Annotated in this window: 25 protein-coding genes and 1 tRNA gene; 9 read left to right on the top strand and 17 right to left on the bottom strand. The window is 68.8% G+C overall.

From position 1 onward, the window contains the following. Positions 1–24 precede the first annotated feature (24 nt). Positions 25–396 carry a hypothetical protein gene (locus tag G9C85_RS03775; RefSeq protein WP_166037054.1) on the top strand — a complete coding sequence of 124 codons (372 nt, stop codon included), beginning with the start codon at positions 25–27 and terminating at the stop codon, positions 394–396. A 46-nt stretch (positions 397–442) separates the two neighbouring features. Here the strand turns inward: G9C85_RS03775 and G9C85_RS03770 are convergent, their stop codons facing one another. Continuing rightward, positions 443–1,378 carry an NAD(P)-dependent oxidoreductase gene (locus G9C85_RS03770; protein ID WP_166037052.1) on the bottom strand — a complete coding sequence of 312 codons (936 nt, stop codon included), beginning with the start codon at positions 1,376–1,378 and terminating at the stop codon, positions 443–445. Between the two features lie 142 nt (positions 1,379–1,520). On the opposite strand from G9C85_RS03770, the gene G9C85_RS03765 reads away from it, so the two are divergent. Together G9C85_RS03765 and G9C85_RS03760 are read left to right on the top strand one after the other, a co-directional pair. Continuing rightward, a complete protein-coding gene (locus tag G9C85_RS03765) occupies positions 1,521–2,054 on the top strand; it encodes an Rrf2 family transcriptional regulator (protein WP_166037050.1) in 534 nt (177 codons plus the stop codon). Positions 2,055–2,180: 126 nt separating this feature from the next. Next, entirely contained in the window at positions 2,181–3,350 is a 1,170-nt protein-coding gene (locus tag G9C85_RS03760; RefSeq protein WP_166037047.1) for an NAD(P)/FAD-dependent oxidoreductase, read from the top strand. Positions 3,351–3,577: 227 nt separating this feature from the next. Here G9C85_RS03760 and G9C85_RS03755 read toward each other — a convergent pair whose 3' ends face one another. The 7 genes from G9C85_RS03755 to G9C85_RS03725 all read right to left on the bottom strand — a co-directional run bounded on the left by G9C85_RS03755 (position 3,578) and on the right by G9C85_RS03725 (position 11,621). Beyond that, on the bottom strand, positions 3,578–4,399 hold the full coding sequence (locus G9C85_RS03755; RefSeq protein ID WP_166037045.1) for a nucleoside phosphorylase: 822 nt from the start codon (positions 4,397–4,399) through the stop codon (positions 3,578–3,580). 82 nt (positions 4,400–4,481) lie between these two features. Next, entirely contained in the window at positions 4,482–4,880 is a 399-nt protein-coding gene (gene cdd, locus G9C85_RS03750; protein ID WP_166037043.1) for a cytidine deaminase, read from the bottom strand. Between the two features lie 83 nt (positions 4,881–4,963). Continuing rightward, positions 4,964–6,025, bottom strand: a complete 1,062-nt coding sequence (locus tag G9C85_RS03745) for an ABC transporter permease (protein ID WP_166037041.1) — start codon at positions 6,023–6,025, stop codon at positions 4,964–4,966. Further along, complete coding sequence (locus G9C85_RS03740; RefSeq protein ID WP_166038936.1) at positions 6,018–7,205, bottom strand: ABC transporter permease; 1,188 nt, start codon at positions 7,203–7,205, stop codon at positions 6,018–6,020. The genes G9C85_RS03745 and G9C85_RS03740 overlap by 8 nt, the downstream gene beginning before the upstream one ends. A gap of 89 nt (positions 7,206–7,294) precedes the next feature. Continuing rightward, positions 7,295–8,857 carry an ABC transporter ATP-binding protein gene (locus G9C85_RS03735; RefSeq protein ID WP_166037039.1) on the bottom strand — a complete coding sequence of 521 codons (1,563 nt, stop codon included), beginning with the start codon at positions 8,855–8,857 and terminating at the stop codon, positions 7,295–7,297. A 96-nt stretch (positions 8,858–8,953) separates the two neighbouring features. Then, positions 8,954–9,973 carry a BMP family protein gene (locus G9C85_RS03730; protein ID WP_240148775.1) on the bottom strand — a complete coding sequence of 340 codons (1,020 nt, stop codon included), beginning with the start codon at positions 9,971–9,973 and terminating at the stop codon, positions 8,954–8,956. Between the two features lie 274 nt (positions 9,974–10,247). Then, positions 10,248–11,621, bottom strand: coding sequence for a phosphomannomutase (locus G9C85_RS03725; protein WP_166037035.1), 1,374 nt, complete (start codon positions 11,619–11,621; stop codon positions 10,248–10,250). A 192-nt stretch (positions 11,622–11,813) separates the two neighbouring features. On the opposite strand from G9C85_RS03725, the gene G9C85_RS03720 reads away from it, so the two are divergent. Both G9C85_RS03720 and cysE read left to right on the top strand, forming a co-directional pair. Beyond that, the gene (locus G9C85_RS03720; RefSeq protein WP_205254301.1) at positions 11,814–12,455 is read left to right on the top strand and encodes a recombinase RecA; all 642 of its coding nucleotides are present in this window, start codon (positions 11,814–11,816) and stop codon (positions 12,453–12,455) included. 223 nt (positions 12,456–12,678) lie between these two features. Continuing rightward, positions 12,679–13,278 carry a serine O-acetyltransferase gene (cysE, locus tag G9C85_RS03715; protein ID WP_166037033.1) on the top strand — a complete coding sequence of 200 codons (600 nt, stop codon included), beginning with the start codon at positions 12,679–12,681 and terminating at the stop codon, positions 13,276–13,278. A gap of 4 nt (positions 13,279–13,282) precedes the next feature. On the opposite strand, the gene G9C85_RS03710 is transcribed toward cysE, so the two are convergent. From G9C85_RS03710 to G9C85_RS03700, 3 genes are all read right to left on the bottom strand, one after another. Continuing rightward, positions 13,283–14,416, bottom strand: a complete 1,134-nt coding sequence (locus G9C85_RS03710; RefSeq protein WP_166037031.1) for an acyl-CoA dehydrogenase family protein — start codon at positions 14,414–14,416, stop codon at positions 13,283–13,285. Between the two features lie 75 nt (positions 14,417–14,491). After that, positions 14,492–15,805 (bottom strand): DHHA1 domain-containing protein, encoded by a 1,314-nt coding sequence (locus tag G9C85_RS03705; RefSeq protein ID WP_166037029.1) that lies wholly within the window; start codon positions 15,803–15,805, stop codon positions 14,492–14,494. A gap of 92 nt (positions 15,806–15,897) precedes the next feature. Continuing rightward, entirely contained in the window at positions 15,898–16,407 is a 510-nt protein-coding gene (locus G9C85_RS03700) for a multiprotein-bridging factor 1 family protein (protein ID WP_166037027.1), read from the bottom strand. Positions 16,408–16,619: 212 nt separating this feature from the next. Here G9C85_RS03700 and G9C85_RS03695 point away from each other — a divergent pair. Continuing rightward, positions 16,620–16,704 (top strand) — tRNA-Leu (locus tag G9C85_RS03695). A 134-nt stretch (positions 16,705–16,838) separates the two neighbouring features. Here the strand turns inward: G9C85_RS03695 and G9C85_RS03690 are convergent. After that, positions 16,839–17,414 (bottom strand): hypothetical protein, encoded by a 576-nt coding sequence (locus G9C85_RS03690; protein ID WP_166037025.1) that lies wholly within the window; start codon positions 17,412–17,414, stop codon positions 16,839–16,841. Between the two features lie 123 nt (positions 17,415–17,537). Between G9C85_RS03690 and G9C85_RS03685 the strand changes: the two genes are divergently transcribed. Continuing rightward, complete coding sequence (locus tag G9C85_RS03685; protein WP_166037023.1) at positions 17,538–18,110, top strand: DUF420 domain-containing protein; 573 nt, start codon at positions 17,538–17,540, stop codon at positions 18,108–18,110. A 43-nt stretch (positions 18,111–18,153) separates the two neighbouring features. Here G9C85_RS03685 and G9C85_RS03680 read toward each other — a convergent pair whose 3' ends face one another. From G9C85_RS03680 to G9C85_RS03660, 5 genes are all read right to left on the bottom strand, one after another. Next, on the bottom strand, positions 18,154–18,693 hold the full coding sequence (locus tag G9C85_RS03680; protein ID WP_166037021.1) for a GNAT family N-acetyltransferase: 540 nt from the start codon (positions 18,691–18,693) through the stop codon (positions 18,154–18,156). A gap of 117 nt (positions 18,694–18,810) precedes the next feature. Beyond that, a complete protein-coding gene (gene purF / locus G9C85_RS03675) occupies positions 18,811–20,292 on the bottom strand; it encodes an amidophosphoribosyltransferase (protein WP_166037019.1) in 1,482 nt (493 codons plus the stop codon). 293 nt (positions 20,293–20,585) lie between these two features. After that, positions 20,586–20,759, bottom strand: coding sequence for a 50S ribosomal protein L37e (locus tag G9C85_RS03670; protein WP_166037018.1), 174 nt, complete (start codon positions 20,757–20,759; stop codon positions 20,586–20,588). Beyond that, positions 20,756–20,950, bottom strand: coding sequence for an LSM domain-containing protein (locus G9C85_RS03665; protein WP_166037016.1), 195 nt, complete (start codon positions 20,948–20,950; stop codon positions 20,756–20,758). The genes G9C85_RS03670 and G9C85_RS03665 overlap by 4 nt, the downstream gene beginning before the upstream one ends. A gap of 81 nt (positions 20,951–21,031) precedes the next feature. After that, complete coding sequence (locus tag G9C85_RS03660) at positions 21,032–22,096, bottom strand: M42 family metallopeptidase (RefSeq protein ID WP_166037014.1); 1,065 nt, start codon at positions 22,094–22,096, stop codon at positions 21,032–21,034. A 146-nt stretch (positions 22,097–22,242) separates the two neighbouring features. On the opposite strand from G9C85_RS03660, the gene G9C85_RS03655 reads away from it, so the two are divergent. Both G9C85_RS03655 and G9C85_RS03650 read left to right on the top strand, forming a co-directional pair. After that, positions 22,243–22,560 carry a hypothetical protein gene (locus G9C85_RS03655; protein WP_166037012.1) on the top strand — a complete coding sequence of 106 codons (318 nt, stop codon included), beginning with the start codon at positions 22,243–22,245 and terminating at the stop codon, positions 22,558–22,560. A 115-nt stretch (positions 22,561–22,675) separates the two neighbouring features. Then, entirely contained in the window at positions 22,676–23,635 is a 960-nt protein-coding gene (locus tag G9C85_RS03650) for a zinc-dependent metalloprotease (RefSeq protein ID WP_166037010.1), read from the top strand. Positions 23,636–23,663: the final 28 nt, after the last annotated feature.

The raw sequence follows: 23,663 nt of genomic DNA, 5'->3' as shown, positions 1-23,663 counted from the left end.
CGACAGCCATCCTCTATCCGCTCGATGCCGACGTTTCGCGAGTACCGCGGCTGGGAGTACGCCCCCCTTCGCTTCGTCGTCTGGGTACTCGCCGCCGTCTACCTCGGTCGCGTTCACTACGACAACACGCTCTGGGACCTCAGGCAACTCTCTGCCTTCGAGGTCGTCGTCAAGACCCTCTCGATCGCGGTCGTGCTCGCGTTCGTCTACTGGAACGTCGCGCTCGCCGACCCCGACGTCGTCGCGATCGTCTGGGCCGGCGTCGTCGTCTTCGGCGCGAAGGTACTGCTCGTCCTCGGCGTCGTCCGTGCCGGCACCGCGCTCGCGGGCCGCCGACAGTTCGCCGACCGTCGGCGGTTCGAAGCCGCCAGCGGACCGGACGACGACGGCGAGTAGTCGCCCCCGCCGCCACCACCGGCCCGTGGTCTTCGCGTGCCCGCAGTCAGTTCTCGAGGTACGGCTCGCAGACGAGCTCCATCCCTTCGCGGAACGACACCTGCGGCTCCCAGTCCGTCGCCGCCTGCATCTTCGAGTAGTCCGCCATCGTGTGATGCACGAACACGTCCTCGTCGATCGGGTTCTCGACGTGCTCCGGCTGGACGTCCGTCCCGAGCACGTCGTTCAGGGTGTCGACGATCTCGTTCGCGGTGTACTGCTCGCCCGTGCCGAGGTTGTAGATGCCCGTCAACTGGTGGTCGGCGGCCGCCTCGCAGCCGCGGACGACGTCGCTGACGTGCGTGAGGTCCCGCGAGTGCGTGCCGTCGCCGTAGACGACCGGCGACTCGCCGTTCGCGACGTCGTCCGCGAACTGCGCGACGATGTTCGCGAACTCGCCCTTGTGCGCCTCCGCACCCCGGTAGCCCTGGTAGACCGAGAAGAACCGCATGCCCGCACACGCCATCCCGTGGTAGTTCGCGAAGTACTCCGCGTACCGCTCGCGGGCGAGCTTCGACGCCTCGTAGCCCGTGTTCGCCTCGACCGGCATCGACTCCGGGGACGGCTCGTGGCGCGACCCGTAGATCGACGACGTCGACGCGTACACGACGGTGTCACAGCCCGCCTGCCGGCACTGCTCGACCGCGTTCGCGAACCCCTCGACGTTCACGCGAAGGCCCCGCAGGAGGTTCTCGCGGGAGTCCTCGTGCATCTTCAGCGACGACAGCGCCGCGAGGTGGAACAGGACGTCGACGTCCTCGACGGGCAGGTCGTCGTCGAGCACGCTCGCTTCGACGTACTCGACGGCCTCGTCGAGGTTCTCGGGCGTCCCGAGGTAACCGTCGTCGAGCGCAACTACGTCGTTGTCCGCGGCGAGGTAGTTCGCGAGGTTCGAGCCGATGAAACCCCCGCCGCCGGTGACGAGGACGCGTTTGCCTTCCATGTGACCGAGACCACCGGCGACCGACTAATCGGTGTCGCTTGTCGTCGACCAAAGCGATCGTCGTCCGGGCGCGCCTGAAAAAATCGCCCCATGGCCGCGCCGTCCCCACGGTTTTAAGGCCGGACGTGACCTACCTGCCTGCATGTCGTCGATCGAGCTCACCCCGAGCCAGAAGAACATCCTGCAGGCGCTCATCAACCTCCATCGCGAGAAGGAGGACGCCATCAAGGGCGAGGACATCGCCCAGCAGGTCGACCGGAACGCCGGCACCATCCGGAACCAGATGCAGAGTTTGAAAGCCCTCCAACTCGTCGAGGGCGTCCCCGGCCCGAAGGGCGGATACAAGCCGACGGCCGCGGCCTACGAGGCCCTGGAGATCCAGCAGATGGACGAACCCGCCGCGGTCCCCATCACGCACGAGGGCGAGCCGATCGAGGACGTCATCGTCGACGAGATCGACCTGTCGTCGGTCCACCACCCCGAGCTCTGCCGGGCGGAGATCCACATCCAGGGGTCGGTGCGGGACATCCACGAGGGCGACGCGGTGACGGTCGGGCCGACGCCGCTGTCGAAGCTCCGCATCGAGGGGACCGTCGACGGGAAGGACGACACGAACAACATCATCATCCTCCGCATCGACAGCATGGTCGCTCCCGCGGAGGAACCCGAGCACTAGCCCGGCGACGATCGATTCGGCTCGCGTCGACCGGTCGCCTGCAGACTCGGTCGGCGGGGTGACAAGCAATCGCACGACGACGCGCGTTTCAACACCTTTGTACCCGAGGGTTACCGACGTGCCGATATGGCTACGAACGTCACCGTACTCGGCGCCGGCTACGCTGGCGCTGGTGCGGTCTCGGAACTCCAGAACCGCGCGGGCCCCAACGTCTCGATCACGTGGATCGCGGACGTCGACTACCATCTCGTTCTCCACGAATCGCATCGCATCGTCCGCGACCCCTCGGTCGCCGAACACATCAAGATTCCCGTCCGCGAGATCGCGGACCCGAGCACGGAGTTCGTCCAGGGCGAGGTCACGAACCTCGACGAGGACGCCCGCGAAGTCGAACTCGCGAACGGCGACACCGTCGACTACGACTACTGTCTCGTCGCACTCGGCAGCCAGACGGCGTTCTTCGGCATCGAAGGCCTCGAGGAGCACTCGCTCACGCTGAAGTCCGCCGACGACGCGATGGCGATCCACGACGCCGTCAGCGACGCGGCGACCGACGCGACGCGAAGTGACCCGGCGGACGTCGTCGTCGGCGGCGCCGGCCTCTCGGGCATCCAGACGGCCGCGGAGATCGCCGAGTACCGCAACGAGAAGCGCGCGCCGCTCGACGTCCACCTCGTCGAAGGCCTGGACTCGATCTTCCCCGGGAACGACCCCGAGGTCCAGGGCGCGCTCCGGAAGCGCCTCGAGAACCTCGACATCAACATCCTCACGGGCGAGTTCATCGGCGAAGTCGACGAGGACACCGTCTACATCGGCGACGACGCCGAGATGGACTACGACGTCCTGCTCTGGACGGGCGGCATCACGGGCCGCGACGCCCTCGACGAGACCGACGTCGACAAGGAACACAACCGCCTGCAGACCGGGCAGGACTTCCAGACGACGGACGACCGCGTGTTCGCGATCGGCGACTCCGCGCTCATCGAGCAGCCCGGCGAGGACCCCGCACCGCCGACGGCGCAGGCCGCCTGGCAGGCCGCCGACGTCGCCGCCGAGAACGTCGTCCGCGCGATCGAGGGCCGCCGCCCGAAGACGTGGGTGCACGAGGACAAGGGTACCGTCATCAGCGTCGGCGACAAGGCCGTCGCGCACGACGTGCAGGCGTTCGGGATCAGCGCGCCCGTGACGACGTTCGGCGGGTTCCCCGCGAAGAACCTGAAGAAGGCGATCGCCGCCCGCTGGATCGCGGACGTCTCCAGCTACCAGCGCGCACTCAGCGCGTGGAGCATGCTCTAGCTCGCCCGCGACACGACGCGACGCGTCCCTTCTTATTCCGACGGTTCAAGTGCGAAGCCGCGGCCAAAGCCCGCGTGTCCTGACGACCGAGGCTGGGAGGGCCGAGGCGGGTGCGCGGCGACCCCTCCCAGCGACAGCCGCTCGCCGCCTGTTCGCCAACTCTCGATGCGCCACGGATCGATCAACGGAGATCCGAACCGTTCGACGGCCAGCGCCCACGGCCGGGGTCAGTCCAGGTCCAGGCCGGGATGCCAGTGGTCGACGCCCGCCTCGGCCTTCGCGGCGTCCATCTTCCGGAGGAGCTTCACCGCGAGACTCGCCGTCTCCGCCGCCCTGGACTCGCCTTCGGTCCGGAACTCGCCCGTGACGCGGTTCGCGTACACCGAGCAGATGGCGCCGGCGCGCAGGTCGTAGACGTTCGCGAGCGTCAGGATGGCGGCGGCCTCCATCTCGATGTTCTTCACGTTCGCGTCCTGGAGCGCCTCGACGAGTTCGGTCGAGCCGGCGGCCTCGAACCCCTCGAAGCCCGGGCGGCCCTGGCCGGCGTAGAACGAGTCCGCGCTCATCGTCAACCCGGTGTGGTAGTCGTAGCCGAGGCGTTCGGCGGCGGCCACGAGCGCCGACACGACCTCGTGGTCCGCGACCGCCGGGTAGTCCTCGCGGACGTACTCGTCGCTCGTGCCCTCCTGCCGGACCGCGCCGGTGGTGATGACGAGGTCGCCGACCTCCATCTCCGGCTGGATCGCACCGCAGGACCCGACGCGGACGTACGTCTCCACGCCGACGCGCGCGAGTTCCTCGACCGCGATCGCGGCGCTCGGGGATCCGATGCCCGTCGACGTCACCGAGATGTCCGCGCCCTCGTACCGACCGGTCGCGGTTCGGTACTCGCGGTGATAGGCCCGTTCCTCGTGGTCGTCCCAGAGGTCGACGATCTTGTCGACGCGCTCGGGATTCCCCGGGAGGAGCACCGCGTCGCTCACGTCGTCGGGGCCGACCTCGACGTGGTACTGGACGTCCGCGTTCGGGTCTTCGCTGTCGTCGGTCATACCACGCACGTAGCCGTGGCGCGTTCAAAAGGCTACTGCGACGGCGTCGCACCCTGGCGGTGCCAACTGTCGCGTCGCGGTCCTACTTCCCGAGGGTCTCGCGCGTGATCGTCTCCGGGAGCAAGTCGCCGAGCGCGTGCTCGCGGACGCCGTCCGCACCGGCGTCGCAGAGCACGCGGAACTCCTCGTCGCAGAACTCCGCGAGCGTCTGCCGGCACATCCCGCACGGCGTGACGGCGTCGCGTTCGCCCGAGGACACCGCGAGCTTCGCGAACGACCGATGGCCGTCCTTGAGTGCTTCCGCGATCGCGACCTCCTCGGCGTGCAGGCTGTTCGAGTAGTTCGCGTTCTCGAGATTACACCCGACGTACACCTCGCCGTCGGCGGTCTCGATGGCGGCTCCGACCTGGTACTCCGAGTACGGGACGTAGGCTTCCGTCTGTACGTCCCTGGCGGCGTCGAGGAGTGCGTCGTCGTCCATGCGTCGGAGAACCTCCGCCAGCAGCAAGTAACCACCCGGTTCGACCGCGAGATCGGTGTGGCCGAGGACTACCGTGACGGCGGTCAGTCGTCGCCGGACTCGTAGTGGTCGCCGGCGGCGTCGGGGAGTCTGGTCTTCCCGACGAGCGCGAGCACGACGATCACGGCGACGAACGGCACCATCTGGACGAGCGACGGGGAGATGTTCAGTTCCGAGATCTGCTGGACGCGGAACTGGAGCGCGTTCAGGCCCGCGAACAGGAACGACGACAGGAACGCGCCGATGGGGTTGTAGTTCCCCATGAGGTACGCGGTGATGCCGATCCAGCCGCGGCCGGAGACCATCGTCTGGCCGCTCCCGATGAACTGGCCGACCTGACCGAGTGCGAGTCCGGCGCCGCCGACGCCCGAGAACACGCCCGACAGCAGGACGCTCGCGTACCGGATGCGACTGACGTTCACGCCCGCCGTGTCGAGCGCCTTCGGGTTCTCGCCGCTCGCGCGGACCCAGCGACCGAACGCCGTTCGATTCAGGACGAACCACGACGCGGGAACGGCGAGCAGCATCAGGTACACCGTCGGGTTCGAGTCGAACACCGCCGGGCCGAGCACGGGAACCTCGACGAGACCGGGCACGACCCAGTTGTTCAGGGTCGGCACCGCGGGACTGTTCACGGAGTTCCAGACGATCTGGCTCGCGAACGGCGCGAGACCGAGTGCGACCAGCCAGACCGCGAGCCCCGCGATGATCTGGTCGGCCTCGTACCGGATGGTGACGACCGCGAACAGTCCGGCCAGCAAGGTGCTCGCGAGGATCGCGGCGATGAACCCCGCCCAGGCGGCGGTCGTCGGTCCGACGGACCCCGCGAGCCCCCACGCGACCGCGATCGACGTGAACGCGGACGCGATCAGGAGCCCCTCGAGGCCGATGTTGATGACGCCGGACTTCTCGGCGAAGATCCCGCCGAGTGCGGCGAACGCGATCGGGACCGAGAGTCTGAGTGCGGCCGAGAACAGGCTGGTGTCGAACTGTGCGGCGAGCGCGACCACCCACGGGACGGGGACGAGGAACGTGAACACGAGGCCGGCGAGCACGACGAGCGCGCCGATAGCGCCACCGGCGACGTACGCGGTCCGGTTACGCATCGTCCTCACCTCCGTCGGTCGCGACCGGACGATCCGCGTCGGGTCCGAACGACGTGTAGCGGGCGAGCATCCTGAAGAACTCGGGCATCGCGACGAAGAGGATGACGAGTCCGCGGAGCACGCCGACGAGCTGTTTCGGGACGCCGAGACTGAAGTCGATGGAGAGACTCCCGGCCTTCATCACGCCGAACAGGAGTGCGGCGGGGAGGACGCCCAGTGGGTTGTTGCCCGCGAGGATCGAGACCGTGATGCCGTCGAAGCCGAGCGCTGGGATGCCGGTCCGGTACCGCGACATCACCATGAGGACGTACACTGCACCGCCGAGCCCCGCGAGTGCGCCCGAGAGCGTCATGCTGGAGACCACGAGGCGCTTGGCGTCGACGCCGGCGTAGTCCGCGGCCGTGGCCTGCACGCCGCTCGTCCTGAGGTCGTACCCGAACGCGGTGTTCGCGAGGACGTAGTACGTCCCGCCGACGAGCGCGAGTCCAAGCACGAGTGCGACGACGGAGAACTGCGCGCCCTCGAAGAACGGCAGGACGGGTGTCAGGCGAGCGGCTTCCGGAATCGCGACGGTCTGTACGCTCCCGCTCTCGGGGTCCTGGTAGTACGTCGAGATCAGGAAGAACGCGAGGTTCGTCGCGACGAAGTTCAGCATGATGGTCGTGATGACTTCGTTCGCCTCCGCGTACGCCTTCAGCGCACCGGGGATGGCGGCGTAGAGGCCGCCGAAGACGGCGCCGACGACCAGCGCGAGCGGGACGAGTACGAGCGTCCCGACCGGCCCGGTCGGCGCGAACGGGGCGGCGAAGATGACCGCGAGCGCGGACGCGAGCCCGCCGAGGACGAGCTGTCCCTGCGAGCCGATGTTGAACAGGCCGGCGCGGAACGCGACCGCGACCGACAGGCCCGTGAAGATCAGGAGGACGGTCTCCTTCATCACGAGCGCGACGTTGAACCCGCCGACGAACGGGTCGACGAACAGATAGTAGTACACGAGGAACGGATTGTAGCAGGATCCGAGGAACCTGCCGCCGGCGCAGTCGACGACCAACCCGGAGAGGTAGACGAGGACGCTCCCGACCAGAACGGACGCGACGAACGCCGCGACGCTGATGTAGATGCGTTCCTTCGCGCTCGCCGTCACGATCTTCGACGCCGCGGACTCCGACCACGACGGGATCTCGCCCGAACCAACGTCCGTCTCGTCCTGCGTCGTCTCGCCGTCGACGTCCGTCTCGTCCGGCGTCGTCTCGTCGTCGTTTGCGTCGGTCACGCGACGTCACCCCCGGGCTGGGGCGGGTCGACGCTCTCGACGCGCTCGCCACCCATCAGGAGCCCGAGTTCCTCCTCGGTCGTCGACGCCGGGTCGACGACGTCCACGAACTCGCCGTCGTGCATGACCGCGAGGCGGTCCGAGAGCGACTGGACTTCGTCGAGCTTCGAGGAGACCAGGAGGACGGCTTTCCCGCGCGCTCGCAGGTCGAGGATCCGTTCGTGGATGAACTCGACGCTCCCGATGTCGACGCCGCGCGTTGGGTGGGACGCGACGACGACGTCGGGGTCCTGACTGAACTCGCGGCCGACGATGAACTTCTGCTGGTTCCCGCCCGAGAGGCTCTTCGCGCTCGCACTCGGGTCCGGTGGGCGGACGTCGTACTCCTCGATGACGTCCGCGACGTGCCCGTACGTGCCCTCCCAGTCGATGCGACCGCTCGGCGCGAACTCCGGGTCGTGTTGCTTCCCGAGCAGGCCGTTCTCCACGAGGTCGTAGTCCATCACGAGCCCGCGCTCCTGGCGGTCCTCGGGGACGAACGCCATCCCTCTCGCGATGCGTTCCCGCCGGGACGCGTCCGTGACGTCCTCGCCGTCGAACCGCACCGTCCCAGAGACGACGTCCCGTAGGCCGGTGACGGTCTCGACGAGCTCGCTCTGCCCGTTCCCGTCCACGCCAGCGATACCGAACACCTCGCCCTCGTGGACGTCGAACGTCACGTCGTGGACCGCCGGAATGCTGCGGTCGTCCTCCACGCGCAGATCCGAGATCGACAGCGCGGGGTCGCCGCGCTCGACGGGATCCTTGTCCGTCGAGAGGAGGACCTCGCGACCGACCATGAGCTCCGCGAGCTCCTCGCGACTGGTCGCGTCCGCGTCGACCGTCCCGACGTTCACGCCGTCCCGGAGGACGGTTATCTCGTCGGCCGCGTTCATCGCCTCGTCGAGCTTGTGCGAGATGAAGATTATCGTCTTCCCTTGTGCGGTCAGCTCCTCGAACACCGCGAACAGCTCCTCGACCTCCTGTGGCGTCAGGACCGCCGTCGGCTCGTCGAGGATGAGCACGTCTGCGCCACGGTACAGCGCCTTCAGGATCTCCACGCGCTGCTGTTCGCCGACGCTTACGTCCTCGACCGATGCGTCCGGGTTCACGTCGAACCCGTACGTCTCCGCGAGGTCGACGACCGCTCGCCTGGCGGCGTCGCGGTCGACCGCGAGGCCACCCCACTTCCGGGGTTCGTTCCCGAGGACGACGTTCTCCGTCACCGTCATCGGGTCAACGAGCATGAAGTGCTGGTGGATCATGCCGACGCCCGCGTCGATGGCGTCCCGCGGCGAGTCGAAGGCCATCGCCTCGCCGTCCAACCGCACGACGCCCTCCGTCGGCTGGTAGAGGCCGTAGAGGACGTTCATGAGCGTCGTCTTCCCCGCGCCGTTCTCCCCGAGCAGGGCGTGCACCGACCCTTCCTCGACCCGGAGGTCGACGTCGTCGTTCGCCACCACCCCTGGGAAGCGCTTCGTGATGCCGTCGAGGTGCACGGCGAGAGCGCCGTCGCTCACTCGCAGTCACCTCCGGGGACTCCCGTATGGGCGCTTCCCTGCCTGCCCGTCGTCGTGGATTCGGTCATGAAAGTGAGAGGTTGGTTGCCCTGGCGTTCAGGCGTCGTCCGGGTTCGTCGGCACCGAGATGTCGCCGTTCACGATGCCGGACTTCGAGTCCTCGAGCGCGCTCTTCACGTCGGAGGGGATCTCCGACTCGAGCGTCTGCCCGAGCACCGCCTCGACGCCACCCGCTTCGAGACCGAGCGCGCTCACTTCGCCGCCCGCGTGCTCGTCGTTCACGACGTTCTCGACGCTCGTGTACACGGCCGTGTCGACGTGCTTGACCATGCTCGCGAGGATGACGTCCTGGTACTCCTCAGCGCTCTTGGACTGGTCGGAGTCGACGCCGATCGCGTACCGACCCTGCTCCTGGGCCGCACCGAACACGCCGGTCCCGGTCCCACCGGCGGCGTGGTAGACGATGTCCGCACCGTCCTCGTACATCGAGAGCGCGATCTCCTTGCCCTGCGCGGGGTCGCTCCACGAGCCGGCGTACGCCGAGCGAACGTCCACGTCGCCAGCGTGCTTCGCGCCGGCGATGAAGCCCGCCTCGAACTTCTTGATGAGGGAGTTCTCCATCCCGCCGACGAAGCCGACCGTCGCCGCGTCCGTGTTCGTCGACGCCTCCGTCGCGTCGCCGCCACCCGTCGAGAAGTCACGCTGCGTGAGCAAGCCCGCGAGATGCCCGACCTGGAACGACCCGAGGTGCTCCTTGAACACGTAGCTCGCGACGTTGTCCTGCTCGACGACCGCGTCGACGATCATGAACTGCTGGTCGCCGTACTGGTCGGCGTTCTCCGTCAACGCTTCCGCTTGCGCGAACCCGATGCAGGACACGAGGTCGTAGTCGGGACTCGAGGACTCCGCGAACCGCCGCTGGAGCGTCGGGAAGTCGCTGTTCCCCGAGGGCTCGGCGCCCTGGTAGTTCATCTCGTACTCCTCCTGTGCCTGGTCGACGCCCTGCTTCGCCATGTCGTTGAACGCCTTGTCGCCGAGGCCACCGAGGGCGTACACGACCGCCACGTTCGTCCCGCTCCCGCCACCGCCGCCGAGCGTCGACAGACACCCCGCCATTGTTGCTGCACCGATGCTCCCCGCGCCCGCCAAGAAACGCCGCCTGTTCGAAGGCATTACCTCCAATTCATGCATGATGCCGAATTAAACCCGTCGGAACGGCCGCCGATGGTTGCGACTCCTAACTGTATATTTATACTGGATTAAAATATAAAAACCAGATGCGTGCTTGTGAGAAAAGTATCTGGTGTGGCACTCGTTGGACTGCTGCCTCGACTACGTCGCGTGTTCGACCGCTGCCTCGACTACGTTGCGTGTTCGACCGCTGCCTCGACTACGTCGCGTGTTCGACGGCTGCCTCGACGACGTCTCGGGCACGCTCGACGAGCGCGTCCACGTCGTCGGCCTCGGCGTAGAGGCGGACGTACGGCTCCGTCCCGCTCGGGCGGACGAGCACCCACGATCCGTCCGGGCGGTCGACGCGGACGCCGTAGTCCGTGTCCACGACACCCTCCGGGAACGCCTCCGGGAGCCGCTCCTCGAGGGTCGCCATCGCCGGTGCCTTCGCGTCGTCCGGACACGACACGCTCACCTTCCGGTACGGGCGCTCCGTCACCGGTGCGCGCAACGCCGCGAGACCGCCCTCGCGAGCGACGAGCGCCGACAGCACGCCCGCGCTCGCGACGCCATCGATCCACCCGCCGAAGGCCGTGTGGACGTGCTTCCACGGTTCCGCCGCGAACGCCACCGCCGTGCCGTCGTCGCCGGCCGCACGCTCCCGGGCGATGCCCTCGTGGAGCGCACCGAGTCGAACGCGCTCGGTGCGCCCGCCCGCCGCCGCGACGCGCTCGTCGATGCGACCCGACGCGTTCGGCGTCGTCACCACCACCGGGTCCGGGGCGACGCTCTCCGACACGTAGTGCTCGGCGAGCACCGCCAGCACCGTGTCCTCGTGGACGACGTCGCCCCCTGGCGTCAACACGACGATCCGGTCCGCGTCCCCGTCGTGGGCCAGCGCCAGGTCGACCTCCGACGCCGCCACGAACCGCGAGAACTCCGCGAGCGTCTCCGGCGTCGGCTTCGACGGCCGCGCCGGGAAGTGTCCGTCGACGTTCGCGTTCGTCGCCCGGACGTCCGCACCGAGCGCCCCGAGGACCTGCGGCGTCGCGACGCTCGCCATCCCGTTCCCGCAGTCAACCGCGACCGTCACGCCCGCAAGCGGCTCCTCGGCACCGTCGGCGACGGACTCCCGAACGAACCCCGCGACAGCGTCACGGTACGGCCCCAGCACGGACCCGTCTCGGCCGTCGCCGAACGCGTCCCAGTCCGCGAGCGCCGGCCCGGACTCGACGCGGTCGGTCACGCGCGCCTCGCCCTCGCCGTCGTACTCCTCGCCGTCCACGAACAACTTGATGCCGTTGTCCGCTGGCGGATTGTGACTCGCCGTCACCATCACGCCACGGCGGCCTCGCGACGCGAACGCGAGCGCCGGCGTCGGCACCTCCCCGACGCGCTCGACGTCGGCACCCGCACTCTCGAGCCCGGACTCGACGGCCGCGGCGAGCGCCGCCCCCGTCTCGCGGCCGTCCCGACCGACGACGAACGACGACCCGTCCGCACCCGCGGCCTGCCCGACCCGTAACGCCAGTTCCGGCGTGACCGACGTGGCCACCGGGCCACGGATGCCAGCCGTCCCGAACAGTGTCATGCCACGGGCTTTCGTCGGCCAGCACTTAGATGATGGCATCCGAGCGCCCTCGACTCACCCGTTCCCAGTGGATTCGAACGCGGTATCCGTTCCGAGCAGCGTGGGAAGACTCCCCGTGGGTTTATACAGCCGTACGCGCTACAGGTGAGCAATGCAACGGGGCGTGGTGGACGGCGAACTCGGTGGTGGGACGTGTACGCCGTAGCGGACTCGCTCCCGGTCGCGGAGGCCCGTCCCGGGACGAACCTCCTCGTGATGGGGCCGCCGATGACGGGCAAGTATGACCTGCTCTGTGACGTCCTCGCGGACGGCCACCGACAGGGAGACGCCGGCCTCGTCGTCACCACTCAGCACAGCGCCAGCCGGCTCCGCGAGGACGTCGGGAGCCGGGTGGCAGACGACGCGGACCCGACGCTCGGCGTCGTCGACTGCGTCTCCCAGGAGCGCGGGATGGGACAGGACGAGAACCCGCTCACGCGGTACGTCTCATCGCCCGGCGACTTCACCGGGATCGGGATGGCGTCATCGAAGCTCCTCGAGCGCTTCCAGAACCAAGATTATCAGACGCGCGTCGCCCTGGACTCCATCAGTCAGCTCCTGATGTACGCGGACGTCAAGACCGTCTTCAGGTTCCTCCACATCCTCACCGGCCGCATCAGCGCCGCCGACGGACTCGGGTTCGGGACGCTCGACGCGGACGCCCACGACGACCAGACCGTCAACACGATCCGACAGCTGTTCGACGGCCTCGTCGAGACCCGCACCGGCACGACCGACCGAGAGTATCGCGTCCTCGGTCTGCCGGGCGGCCCGACCGACTGGGAGCCATTCTAGCGCCTGCCGGCGATACCGTCCGTTCGTCGCTCTTGCCCGGAACCGATTCGCTTTAGGCCGTGGCCAGGCGACGCCACGGTATGCTCGAGGCCGCCATCGAGGCCGACCGCATCGACGTCGAACAGCCGTCAGGCTCGACGACTCGGTGCCGTCGGTGCGGCGGCCGTGTGACGTCCGCGAGCGCGACCCCGTCCGGTGACATGCAGTCGTCGCGTGATTCGCCGTGACCGTCCTCGGTCGCCTCCGCGACGTCGTCGCTCGCGTCCGCGAGGACGTGACCGCGGTCCACGACGCCGACCCCGCGGCGAAGTCCCGACTCGAGGTCCTCCTGTGCTATCCGGGCCTGCACGCGGTCTGGGCGCACGCCGTCACGCACGCCGTCTGGACCGCGGGCTTTCACCTGTCGGCACGAGTCCTCTCGCAGGTCGTTCGCTTCCTCACGGGCGTCGAGGTGCATCCCGCCGCGACCATCGGCGAGCGCGTCGTCGTCGACCACGGCATGGGCGTCGTCGTCGGCGAAACCGCTGAGATCGGCGACGACGTCCACATGTACCACGGCGTCACGCTCGGCGGGAACTCGCCCGAGCCCGTGAAGCGACATCCGACCGTCGAGGACGACGTCACCATCGGCGCGAGCGCGACCATCCTCGGCGACGTCACCGTCGGCGAAGGCGCACGCGTCGGCGCCGGCGCCGTCGTCACCGACGACGTCCCCGCCGGCGCGACCGTCGTCGGCGTGCCCGCCGAACGCGTCGACGAATCAACGGACTCGGACGCCGGCGAGACCGACTCGCCGTCCGACCGCCAGCCCGCCCACGACTGACCCGTCAGTCGAGCAGGTGGCGGGCGATGATCTTCTTCTGGATCTCGCTCGTCCCCTCGTAGATCGTGAGGATCTTCGCGTCCCGGTAGAGGCGTTCGACGGGGAAGTCCGTCGTGTACCCGTACCCGCCGTGGATCTGGACGGCCTCGTTCGCGACCTCGAGCGCGCTCTCGCTCGCGAAGTACTTCGCCTGCGACGCCGCCATCGCGGTCGCCTGTGGGTCGCCGCTCGCCTTCTTCCGCGCCGCATCGTACGTGAGGAGCCGACCCGCCTGCACCTTCGTCTGCATGTCAGCGAGCTTGTGCCGGATCGTCTGGATGTCCGAGATCGGCTCGTCGAACTGCTCGCGCTCCTGGCTGTACTCCAGTGCCAGGTCGAGCGCGGACTGCGCGAGCCCGACCGACTGCGCGCCGATCGCGACGCGACCACCGGTCAGGATCGAGAACGCCGCCGAGAGCCCGCGGCCCTCCTCGGTGAGCTGGTACTCGGCGGGGATGCGCGCACCGTCGAACTCGAGGCTCGTCGTGTCGCTCGCGCGCAACCCGAGCTTGTCCTCCTTCTTCCCCACGCTCAGGCCGTCGACGTCCTTCGGAACGAGGAACTGCGTGACGCTCGCCGGGTCGTCGCGGTCCGTCTTCGCGAACAGGATGACGACGTCGCTACGTCGCCCGTTCGTGATCCACTGCTTCGTCCCGTCGATCACGAACTCGTCGCCCTCCTTCCGCGCGACCGTCGACATCTCCGCGGGGTTCGACCCCGCCTGCGGCTCGCTGAGCGCGAACGCACCGACGGGTCGCCCCGTCGCCATCTCCGGCAGCCACTCCTCGCGGACGTCCTCGTTCCCGAACTCCGCGATGCACGACGTCGCCAGCCCGTGCACGCTGAGTGCCGTGGCGACCGACAGCATCCCGTACGCCAGCTCCTCGTTCACGATCGCGTACGTCACCGGGTCCGCGTCGTACCCGCCGTACTCCTCGGGCACCGTCAGTCCCGTGAGGTCCATCTCCGCGAGCGCGTCCCAGACGTCCTCGGGGAACGACTGCTCGGCGTCGCACTCGCGGGCCACCGGCCGGAGCTCCTCGACGGCGAACTCGCGGACGACGTCGCGCACCGCCTCCTGCTCGCTCGTGAAATCCATACCGTCGCTTCGTGCGGTCCCCGAAAAAATTGCCCGGTTCCACCGGGCCGTCGTCGCGGTCGAACGCGGTGACGGTCACGCGCGGTCGCGGAACCAGTCGACGACGCCGTCCGGGTCGACGCTCAACCCGCCGCCCTGCGCGAACGTCGGACTGCCGCCACCGCCGCCGCCGAACTCGTCTGTCGCGCGGTCGACCACGTCGCCCGCGTCGACCGTCGCGTCCTCGGCCGCCGCGGCGACGACGAACGTGCTCCCGGCCTCGCCGACGAGCACCACGACCGCCGCGCGCGACCCCGCCGCCTCCCGGGTCACCGGCTCGACGTCGTTCGCGTCCACGCCCTCGACGGTCCCGACGAGCCACCGCTCGCCGTTCCGCTCCACGACCGGGAGCTGGTCGAGGCGCGCGTCGACGGCGCGACGCTGCGCGGCGGCCGCCTCCTCGCGCAAGTCCTCGACCTCCGACTGGATTCGCGCGACCGCGTCCGGGACGTCCCCGACGCCCACGCCGAGCGTCCGGCTCGCGTACAGCAACGCCCTCTTCTCGTCGGCGCGACGCGCGACCGCACGCGGCCCGACCGCGAACTCGACACGCGTCATCCCCTCGCCCGGATTCGACCGGTCCAGAACCGTGATCGGGCCGACCTCGCGCGTGTTCCGGACGTGCGTCCCCCCGCAAGCCGCGACGTCCCACGCCTCGCCAACTGGCTCGCCGGCCGCCGCCTCCGCGGCCCCGACCGTCACCACGCGCACCGCCGCGTCCGCGCCGAACACGCCCTCCTCGGTCTTCTCGTTGAACACGATCCCGTCGCGCTCGCGCGCCTCCTCGGTCGACAGCGTCTCCCAGGAGACGTCACGGGACTCCCACACCGCCCGGTTCGCGTACCGCTCCAGGTCGACGAGCACGTCGTCGTCGACGGTCGTCGACGTCACGAAGTCCACCCGTACTCGATCCGCGTCCGTCGGCGTCGACCCCGTCTCCACCGCCGATTCTGAACTCGTATCCGAGGCCGGGTCGCGGTCCGCGGCCGCGCGGATGTCGAACCCGCCGTAGCCGAGGTCGTCCATGCACCGTCGCGCCGCCCCGTAGAGCACGTGACTCGCGGTGTGCGCTCGCATGCAGTACATGCGTCGCGTCCAGTCGACGCGACACAGCACCGACTGGCCCTCGCGGAACGACGGCGCGTCGTCGAGCGTGTGCACGACGTCGCCGTCTTCGACCTGCACGTCCACGACGCGACGGTCCCCCAGCCGCCCGCGGTCGGCGGGCTGGCCGCCGCTCTCCGCGTAGAAGAACGTCTCGTCGAGCCGCACCTCCCGGTCGTCGACGTGCTCGACTGTCGCCTCGAAACTCGTCGTGTACGGTTCCGCGGCCGCGCGCTGTACGGTCATCGTCCAGAGACGAGTCCCGGAACCAGCAAAAGCACTTCGGCGACGTACCCGCACCGTCCTCGCTACCCCTGGGCGGTCCGACGGCGACGTCGCTACTTCTCGGAGATGTCGACGTCGAGGAAGTCCTCGATCGCCGCGACGAGGCCGCCGCCGATGCCGGCCTGGGTCGCGCGACCCTGCTCGACGGCGATGATGTCTGCCTCCGTCGCGCCGAGTTCGTCCGCGAGTTCCTCGCGCTGGAGGCCGCGCTCCTGGCGCGCATCGGTCACCGTCTTCCCGTAGTCCTGACGGAGGTAGGGGAGCGGGTCGTCGTCGTAGTTCGTTCCCTCCTCCTCCCAGTGGCCGGAATCGGAGTCCCAGACGTCGTTGGCCTTCGCGGCGTTCTGGACCGCGCGCCGCTTCCGGTCGGTCTCGCTGTCGCCGTCACTCCCGCTGGAGTCGGTCTTCGTCTCGGTGTCGTCGTGGGGGGCACAGGACGTACACACGTTCAGTTTCGCGCCCGCGACGTTCGCCAAACTGAGGTTCTCGCTCGCCGCGCCACAGAGCTCGCACGTGTCGCCGTCGCCGCCACCCGACGAACCACCCGTCGAGTACTTCGCCATACCACTCCTTACCCACCACGGCATTTCAACCCCCCGCTTCGGGCGACCCCTGCGCGCCACTCGCGTACCCCCGCCAGTCGCCGTCACGGGGCTGCGTTCGTCGGTGCGCGCTCTGCCCGACGACGGCGTGCGAATCCTCGCCACCGCGCCCGGAAAAGAAAGGGCTTTTATTCGTCCCCCGGAAACGAGGGAGTGCGTACAAGACACAGCGAGCGTGGGTAGCCAAGCTAGGCCAACGGCGCAGCGTTGAGGGCGCTGTCCTGTAGAGGTCCGCCGGTTCAAATCCGGTCCCACGCATCGCTTGACCCCGAAGGGGGCAACGGTACCGAGGCGGCTTCGCCGCCGAGGTGAGGCGATGCGGGTGCTCTCCCTCGTGGACAGCACCCACGCACATTCCTTTCCGACGCAACTATCGACCAGCGGTTGCTCCTTCAGGGGTCGCGCACGAGCGCGGTTCCGGCGGCGAACGTGACGATGGCGCCGGCGACGCCGAGTGCGAGCACCTGCCAGTCCGTGGCGAACGCGGTTCGAGCGAGGTAGAACCTCGTCGTGCTCAGTACGATGTGGCCGGGGCCCTGGACGGTCGGGAGCCAGTGCGTGAGGGCGTCGGGGAGGACGGTGACGAGGACGCCGGACGCGACGCTCAGTCCGGCGACGACCTGGAGGACGCGACCGTAGGTCCCGGCGCGTGCGGTGCCGTCGTACAGGCGTTTGGCCATCACCGCGTACGCGACCGGAAAGCCGACGAGGACGACTCGCGTCGCGACGAAGCCGACGACGTCGACGCCGCCGAAGTGCTCGGCGATCGTCGGGAGGTACGTCAACGACCGAAGCAGGCTGAACGCGCCGAGGAGCGTCGCGACGGCGAGGAACGCCGCGACCGCGCGGTGGAGCGGGGTGGCGACCGGTGGGACGGCCTCGCGACCGTCGGAAGCGTCGTTCGCGCACGCCGTGCAGTACGTTCCGTCGCCGTCGACGTCCGCGCCGCAGGCGGCACACGGAGGCATGCTCGAGTCTTTGCTGTTCGCTGACAAAATCCCGTCGGACCGACGAGACCCCTCGAGTTTCTCAAGCGTCTCGAGTCGACGGAGACGGCAAGCGGTAAACCGACTCGGTCCCGACGGTCGGGCATGGAAGGGACGGTTCGCCGGAATCTTCGCGAGGTGACCGCGGTGCTGTCGCTGGTGTCGCTCGCGCTCGTGTTCGCCGCCGCACGCCAGGTCATCCCGACTGCGGTCTTGCCGGGTGCGCCGGCGTGGTTGCTCGACGCGATTCCGCACGCGAACGCGGCGATCAGCGTCGTCGCCGTCGTCTGCATCCTCCTCGGCGTACGCGACGCGAGAGCGAAGCGGTACGACCGGCACCGCAAACTCATGCTCGCGGCGTTCGCGCTGTTCGTCGCGTTCCTCGCGCTCTACCTCTGGAAGGTCGCGCTCAAGGGCCCGCAGTCGTTCCCCGGCACGGGCGTCGTCGAACTCGCGTACTTCGCGATACTCGGCGTCCACATGTTGCTCGCGATCGCCTGCATCCCGCTCCTGTACTACGTCCTCCTGCTCGCGTGGACGCACCCAGTGAGCGAGATCCCAGGGACGAGCCACAAGGCGGTCGCGAGGGTCGCCGCGCCCCTCTGGGTGATCTCGTTCGTCCTCGGGACCGTCGTCTACGTCCTCCTGTACCTCGTTCCTCCCGGGTTCTACGGCTGACCGCGGCCGGCGACGGCGATTCGCCGACGGTGCGTTCGCTGGCTTACCGCTGGGCGCGCCACTGGTCCTTGGTCACGGCGTAGACGTGCTGGGCCTGCTGTTCGCCGTCGACGAACGCCGCCTTCGGGACGGTGCCGACGTGCTCGAAGCCGACCGAGGACAGCAGGGCGTTCGACTTCTCGTTCATGTCGTAGGCGTGCGCGCGGAGGCTCTCCATGCGGCGTTCGTCGAACAGGTAGTCGACGAACGTGCTCGTGGCGTCGGCGCCGTACCCCTGCCCGTGCGCGTCGGCGGCGAGCCACGCGGACAGGTACGCGTGCCCGTGGCGTTCGTCGAGCCACGGTGTCCCGAGGACGCCCAGGGGTTCGCCGTCGGCGACGACGAGGAGGTCGAACCTGTCGTCGCCGCCCGCGACCTCCTCCTCGATCCACTCCTCGTGGTGCGTTCGATTCCGCGGCTCCGCGACACCCAGTGGAACGCGGACCGCCGGGTCGTTGATGGCTTCCGTGATGAATTCGGCGTCCTCCGTCTCGATCGTGCACAGTTCGACGTCGTCGCCCTCGAGAAACGTTGCGCCGGGCATACCGGGGACGTCTCCTCGGCGACGCATAAACCACCGTCTAGGTGTGGTATCGAGTGACGAACGGCACGGGGTGGGGTAGGTCGACGTCGTCGATCAAATCACCCGTCCGCCGGTGCGTCAGTCGTCCGCCGGCGCGTCGATGCCGTCGATGACGGGGCGGGAGACGTCGCGGTCGGTCGGCTCCCCCTCGATGTCGTAGGGATACTCGCCGGTGACGCAGCCCAGGCAGAGGTCGGCGCGCGAGGACTCCAGTGCGTCGCTGACCGCGTCGATGGATAGGTACGCGAGCGAGTCAGCGGCGATCGCGTCGCGGATCTCCTCGGTGGACTTGTCCGACGCGATGAGTTCCTCGCGCGTCGCCATGTCGATGCCCATGTAGCACGGCGCGACGATCTGGGGTGCGCCGACGCGCATGTGGACCTCCTCCGCGCCGCAGTCCTTCAGGAGTTCGACGAGTTGCGTGGACGTGGTGCCGCGGACGATCGAGTCGTCGATGATCGTGACGGACTTCCCCTCGACCGTCGACTTGATCGGGTTGAGCTTCAGGCGGACGGCGCGTTCCCGCTCGCCCTGGGTCGGCATGATGAACGTCCGTCCGACGTACCGATTCTTCATGAGGCCCTCCGCGAACTCGGTGTCCGCACCGTCCTCGTCCGCGGCCTCCGCGTACCCGCTCGCGAACGCACGCCCCGAGTCCGGCACGGGCATGACGACGTCCGTCTCGATGCCGGACTCCTCCCAGAGGTTCCGGCCGAGCTGGCGGCGGACCTCGTAGACGAGCGAGTCGTCGATGACGCTGTCCGGTCGCGCGAAGTACACGTGCTCGAAGAAGCAGTGCGCGGTGTTGTCCTGCTCGACGAGCTGGTACGAGTCGAACCCGCTACCGTCCTCGTGGAGGACGACGAGCTCGCCCGGTTTCACGTCTCGGACGAGCTCGCCGTCGAGGGTGTCGATGGCGGCGCTCTCCGAGGCGAGGATGTAGCCGTCCTCGAGCTCGCCGATGCAGAGCGGCCGGTTCCCCTCGGGGTCGCGGACGCCGAGGACGGTGTCGTCGTGCATGATGGTGAGCGAGTACGAGCCGTGGATGCGTCCCATCGTGCGCTTGACCGCGCGAACGAGGTCCTCCTCGAGGAGGTTCCGCGCGAGGTCGTGCGCGATGACCTCCGTGTCGCCGTCGCTCGTGAACGCGTGCCCGAGGCCGGCGAGTTCGTCCCGGATCTCCTCGGCGTTCACGAGGTTCCCGTTGTGGCTGAGCGCGAGCGACCCGCTCTTGAAAGACACCGTGAACGGTTGCGCGCAGGACTTGTCGACGCTGCCCGCAGTCGGGTACCGGACGTGCCCGATGCCCGCGGCGCCGTTCAGGGACTCGATGTCTTCGGGCGTGAACGCGTCGCCGACGAGCCCCATCTCGACGTGGTCGTGCTGCTGGAAGCCGTCGTGCGTGACGATGCCCGCGGACTCCTGACCGCGGTGCTGGAGTGCGTACAGCGAGTAGTAGAGCGGTCGTGCGGCCGCCCGGTCGGCGAGCGCGACGCCCACCACGCCGCACTTCTCTGTCGGACCCTCGGAATCGGGGGTTTCGCCCCGCCCGTCTGTCATGGGAGACACTCAGGCACCGGCCACCAAAAAAGGACGTGATTGTGGTCTAAATCAGGACAGAACCCCAGGAAGTATGCACGAACGTGAGCAAATCTGCTGCGTCCTCGTGCCGCGTCCACCCCCGATAGCGGCTCACGTTCGACCCAGAGTACGCGACGGCGCTACCGTCGGCATACTAGCTGGAGAACTCGGAGAATCACCTGGCACGGTCACCGACCGACGTTGAACGACGCAGTCGCTGGGTCGACGAGGTCGAGAGAAGGGACCGGAGGTCCGGTCGAGAACGCGAGTCGTTATTCGCCGGCCTTCGACTGCCACTCGTAGTCCCGTCGCTTCGCGGACGTCCCGAAGCCACAGGACGAACACTCCTTCTTCTTCGTGTGGTAGGACTTCTCGCCGCAGCGGCGGCACTTCGTGTGCGTCTTCGTGTTCTTCTTGCCTTGCGAGGGGGTTCCTGCGCCAGTCATGGAGTTATCGAGACGACGTTATCGCCACGGATAATCGTTGTGTTGTCGTCCGACTCGATGACCAGATTCATGTGCTGGTCGTACCCCGTCAAGGTACCCTCGTGCTCCTCGCCGTCCTTGAGTCGCACACTGACCGTCGTCCCCACGGCCGCGTCGAGCACGTCCAGGGGTCGTCCGCTCTCGTCGTCCATACACCAACCGGGTCGTAGCGGTTCCTTAAACGTACCGGGTCGGCGACGCATCCCACCCCGATACGGCGCGGTCGATGCGAGTCAGACGTCGACGGCGAAACTCTCGCGGTCCTCGACGAGTTCGGCGAACGCCGCGAGGAGGTCCGCGACGGCTTCCACGTCCGTCGTGTCCACGACCTCGACGGGCGTGTGCATGTAGCGGTTCGGGACGCTGACGTTCAGCGACGGGACGCCGCCACCCGAGACGTAGAACTCGTCGGTGTCCGTGCCCGTCGTCAGGCCCGCCGCCTGCAACTGGACGTCCACGTCAGCGTCCGCACCCGCCTTCCGCGCGAGCTGGGAGACCACGGGATGGTTCGCGCTCCCGCGACCCACCACGGGGCCGTCGCCGAGCGAGACGTCGCCCGTCTTCGCCGTCGGGGACTTCGGGTAGTCGCCCGCGTGCGTCACGTCCACGACGAGCGCCGCGTCCACGTCCAGTCGATCCGTGACCATCATCGCGCCCTTCTTCCCGAGCTCCTCCTGGACCGTACTGACGGCGTACACGGTCGCGTCCACGCCCGCCGCCGCGGCCCGCCGCAGCCCCTCGATGGCGGTGTACGTCCCGACGCGATTGTCGAGGCCGCGCGCCGCGATCTTGTCGCCGACGAGCCCCTCGACGGTCGAGGAGAACGTGATCGGGTCGCCGACCTCGACGAGTGCCGCGGCCTCCTCGCGGTCGTCCGCGCCCACGTCGACGATCTGCTCGTTGATGTCGTCGTACTCGTCGCCGTCCGGATCCCGGAGGTGGATGGCGGTCTGGGCGACCACGCCCGACACCGCGCCGTCGCTCCCGTGGATCGTGACGTGCTGGCCCTTCGACACCGTGCGGTCGCTCCCGCCGATCCGCCCCAGGTGGACGAAGCCGTCGTCGTCGATGCGGCGCACGATGAACCCGATCTCGTCGCCGTGCCCGGCGAACGCGACCGTCGGCCCGGTCGCGTCCTCGTTGTAGACCGCGATGGCGTTCCCGTACGCGTCCGTTCGCACGTCGTCGGCGTACTGTTTCGCGTACTCCACCCACACCCGCTGCCCGCGGGTCTCGTAGCCCGACGGGCTCGGCGTCTCGAGCAGTTCCGTGAGGAACGCCCACCGTTCGTCGTCCATGCCAATTCGGTTCGTCGGCGGGGACTTAACACCCGGGAATCCCCGCGTCCCGACTCTGACCGGCCCGCGCCGCGCGGCGGGTGCGTCGCCGCCGACCCAGCGACCGTGGGGGAACCGATAAGTGACGACTCCACGAACGATACGGTATGTCAGACCGCAAGCTGACGTTCTTCGAGTTGCACTTCGACGGCCCGCTCCGCATCGGCCCCAGCTTCGGCGACGACCCCGCGCCCGAGTTGGACGCGACCGACGGCGAGGGCCGCGCCGAGAAGCACGTCTCCATCGAGTCCGGCGTCGACGCCGACGACGAGGGCGGCGCACCCGTCAAGGGCGCCATCGTCGGCGTCCTCCTCCTCGTCCTCCTCGCCGTCGCCGCACGCGTCCTCCTCGGCGGCGACGACGACGTCGACGACGTGGAGATGGTCGAGCTCGAGGACGACGACGACGTCGAGATCGCCGACTGAGTCCGGACCCGGCTCGGGCGGCTCCGTTCGCGGACTGTGGGCACCCCTGGCGACCGACCGCCCACGATACCGAGAGACTGAAAGCGTTTACGTGTGCGCGTCGTACGGTTTCGACATGAACCTGTTTCGGAGCGTCCAGGCCGTCGCCGGCGCGTCCGGTGACGGCGCCGTCGACTGGCGAGCGGTCGCGGACGCGGCGAAGGCCGCGACCGAGCCCGGCGACGTCTCGCTGTCGGCCGACCAGAAGCGAGCGTACGCGACCGACGTCCGCGACGCCCGCGACCGCGTGAGGGACGTCGCTCGCATCGACTTCGACGTCCCGGACACCGTCGAGATACAGCACCGCCACCACTGGGTCGACGCGAACGTCGACACGTTCCGTCGCGTCCTCGAACCGCTCGAGGCCGAGGAGCTGACGGCGTTCCCGGGCGTCGCCCGGACCGTCAACACGGGAACGATGGCCGTGATGTTGACGTTCCTCGCGAAGAACGTCCTCGGCCAGTACGACCCCCTCCTGCTGGCGGGCGACGACGACCCCGATCACGCGCTGTACTTCGTGCACCCGAACATCGAGCGCGTCGCGGACAGCCTGGACGTCGACGCACCGCGGTTCCGGCGGTGGATCGCGTTCCACGAGGTCACGCACGCCGCGGAGTTCGGGGCGGCGCCGTGGCTCTCGGGGTACCTCGAGGACCGCGTCGAGTCCGGACTCTCGGACCTGTCCGGCGGCGGGTTCTCGACGCGGGCGTTCCGGGAGATGAACGCGGCGATGACGGTCGTCGAGGGGTACGCGGAACTCCTCATGGATCACGCGTTCGACGACGAGTACGCGGACCTCCGCCGGAAGGTCGACGAACGCCGCGGCGGCCGCGGCCCGATCGCGAAGCTCGCACGCCGCCTGCTCGGCCTCGGATTGAAGCGCAAGCAGTACGAGCGCGGGAAGGCGTTCTTCGAGCACGTCACCGACGCCAGCGGTCTCGACGCCGCCGGCCGCGTCTGGGAGGGCCCCGAGAACCTCCCGAGCGACGACGAACTCGACGACCCGGCCGCGTGGCTCGCTCGCATGGGATACTGACCACGACCGATGTACTGGTACGGTCTCC

It is taken from the genome of Halorubellus sp. JP-L1 (assembly GCF_011440375.1).
Classification (GTDB): Archaea; Halobacteriota; Halobacteria; order Halobacteriales; family Natrialbaceae; genus Halorubellus.
The sequence above is the reverse complement of the archived record's forward strand: the minus strand, read 5'-3'. Positions and strand labels throughout refer to the sequence as shown.

Bases quoted from the DNA above. Each gene is read 5' to 3' on its own strand.
- G9C85_RS03775 (WP_166037054.1), top strand. From the start codon at position 25: ATGCCGACGTTTCGCGAGTACCGCGGCTGGGAGTACGCCCCCCTTCGC.
- G9C85_RS03770 (WP_166037052.1), bottom strand. From the start codon at position 1,378: ATGGAAGGCAAACGCGTCCTCGTCACCGGCGGCGGGGGTTTCATCGGC.
- G9C85_RS03765 (WP_166037050.1), top strand. From the start codon at position 1,521: ATGTCGTCGATCGAGCTCACCCCGAGCCAGAAGAACATCCTGCAGGCG.
- G9C85_RS03760 (WP_166037047.1), top strand. From the start codon at position 2,181: ATGGCTACGAACGTCACCGTACTCGGCGCCGGCTACGCTGGCGCTGGT.
- G9C85_RS03755 (WP_166037045.1), bottom strand. From the start codon at position 4,399: ATGACCGACGACAGCGAAGACCCGAACGCGGACGTCCAGTACCACGTC.
- cdd (WP_166037043.1), bottom strand. From the start codon at position 4,880: ATGGACGACGACGCACTCCTCGACGCCGCCAGGGACGTACAGACGGAA.
- G9C85_RS03745 (WP_166037041.1), bottom strand. From the start codon at position 6,025: ATGCGTAACCGGACCGCGTACGTCGCCGGTGGCGCTATCGGCGCGCTC.
- G9C85_RS03730 (WP_240148775.1), bottom strand. From the start codon at position 9,973: ATGGCGGGGTGTCTGTCGACGCTCGGCGGCGGTGGCGGGAGCGGGACG.
- G9C85_RS03725 (WP_166037035.1), bottom strand. From the start codon at position 11,621: ATGACACTGTTCGGGACGGCTGGCATCCGTGGCCCGGTGGCCACGTCG.
- G9C85_RS03710 (WP_166037031.1), bottom strand. From the start codon at position 14,416: ATGGATTTCACGAGCGAGCAGGAGGCGGTGCGCGACGTCGTCCGCGAG.
- G9C85_RS03705 (WP_166037029.1), bottom strand. From the start codon at position 15,805: ATGACCGTACAGCGCGCGGCCGCGGAACCGTACACGACGAGTTTCGAG.
- G9C85_RS03700 (WP_166037027.1), bottom strand. From the start codon at position 16,407: ATGGCGAAGTACTCGACGGGTGGTTCGTCGGGTGGCGGCGACGGCGAC.
- G9C85_RS03690 (WP_166037025.1), bottom strand. From the start codon at position 17,414: ATGCCTCCGTGTGCCGCCTGCGGCGCGGACGTCGACGGCGACGGAACG.
- G9C85_RS03685 (WP_166037023.1), top strand. From the start codon at position 17,538: ATGGAAGGGACGGTTCGCCGGAATCTTCGCGAGGTGACCGCGGTGCTG.
- G9C85_RS03680 (WP_166037021.1), bottom strand. From the start codon at position 18,693: ATGCCCGGCGCAACGTTTCTCGAGGGCGACGACGTCGAACTGTGCACG.
- purF (WP_166037019.1), bottom strand. From the start codon at position 20,292: ATGACAGACGGGCGGGGCGAAACCCCCGATTCCGAGGGTCCGACAGAG.
- G9C85_RS03670 (WP_166037018.1), bottom strand. From the start codon at position 20,759: ATGACTGGCGCAGGAACCCCCTCGCAAGGCAAGAAGAACACGAAGACG.
- G9C85_RS03665 (WP_166037016.1), bottom strand. From the start codon at position 20,950: ATGGACGACGAGAGCGGACGACCCCTGGACGTGCTCGACGCGGCCGTG.
- G9C85_RS03660 (WP_166037014.1), bottom strand. From the start codon at position 22,096: ATGGACGACGAACGGTGGGCGTTCCTCACGGAACTGCTCGAGACGCCG.
- G9C85_RS03655 (WP_166037012.1), top strand. From the start codon at position 22,243: ATGTCAGACCGCAAGCTGACGTTCTTCGAGTTGCACTTCGACGGCCCG.
- G9C85_RS03650 (WP_166037010.1), top strand. From the start codon at position 22,676: ATGAACCTGTTTCGGAGCGTCCAGGCCGTCGCCGGCGCGTCCGGTGAC.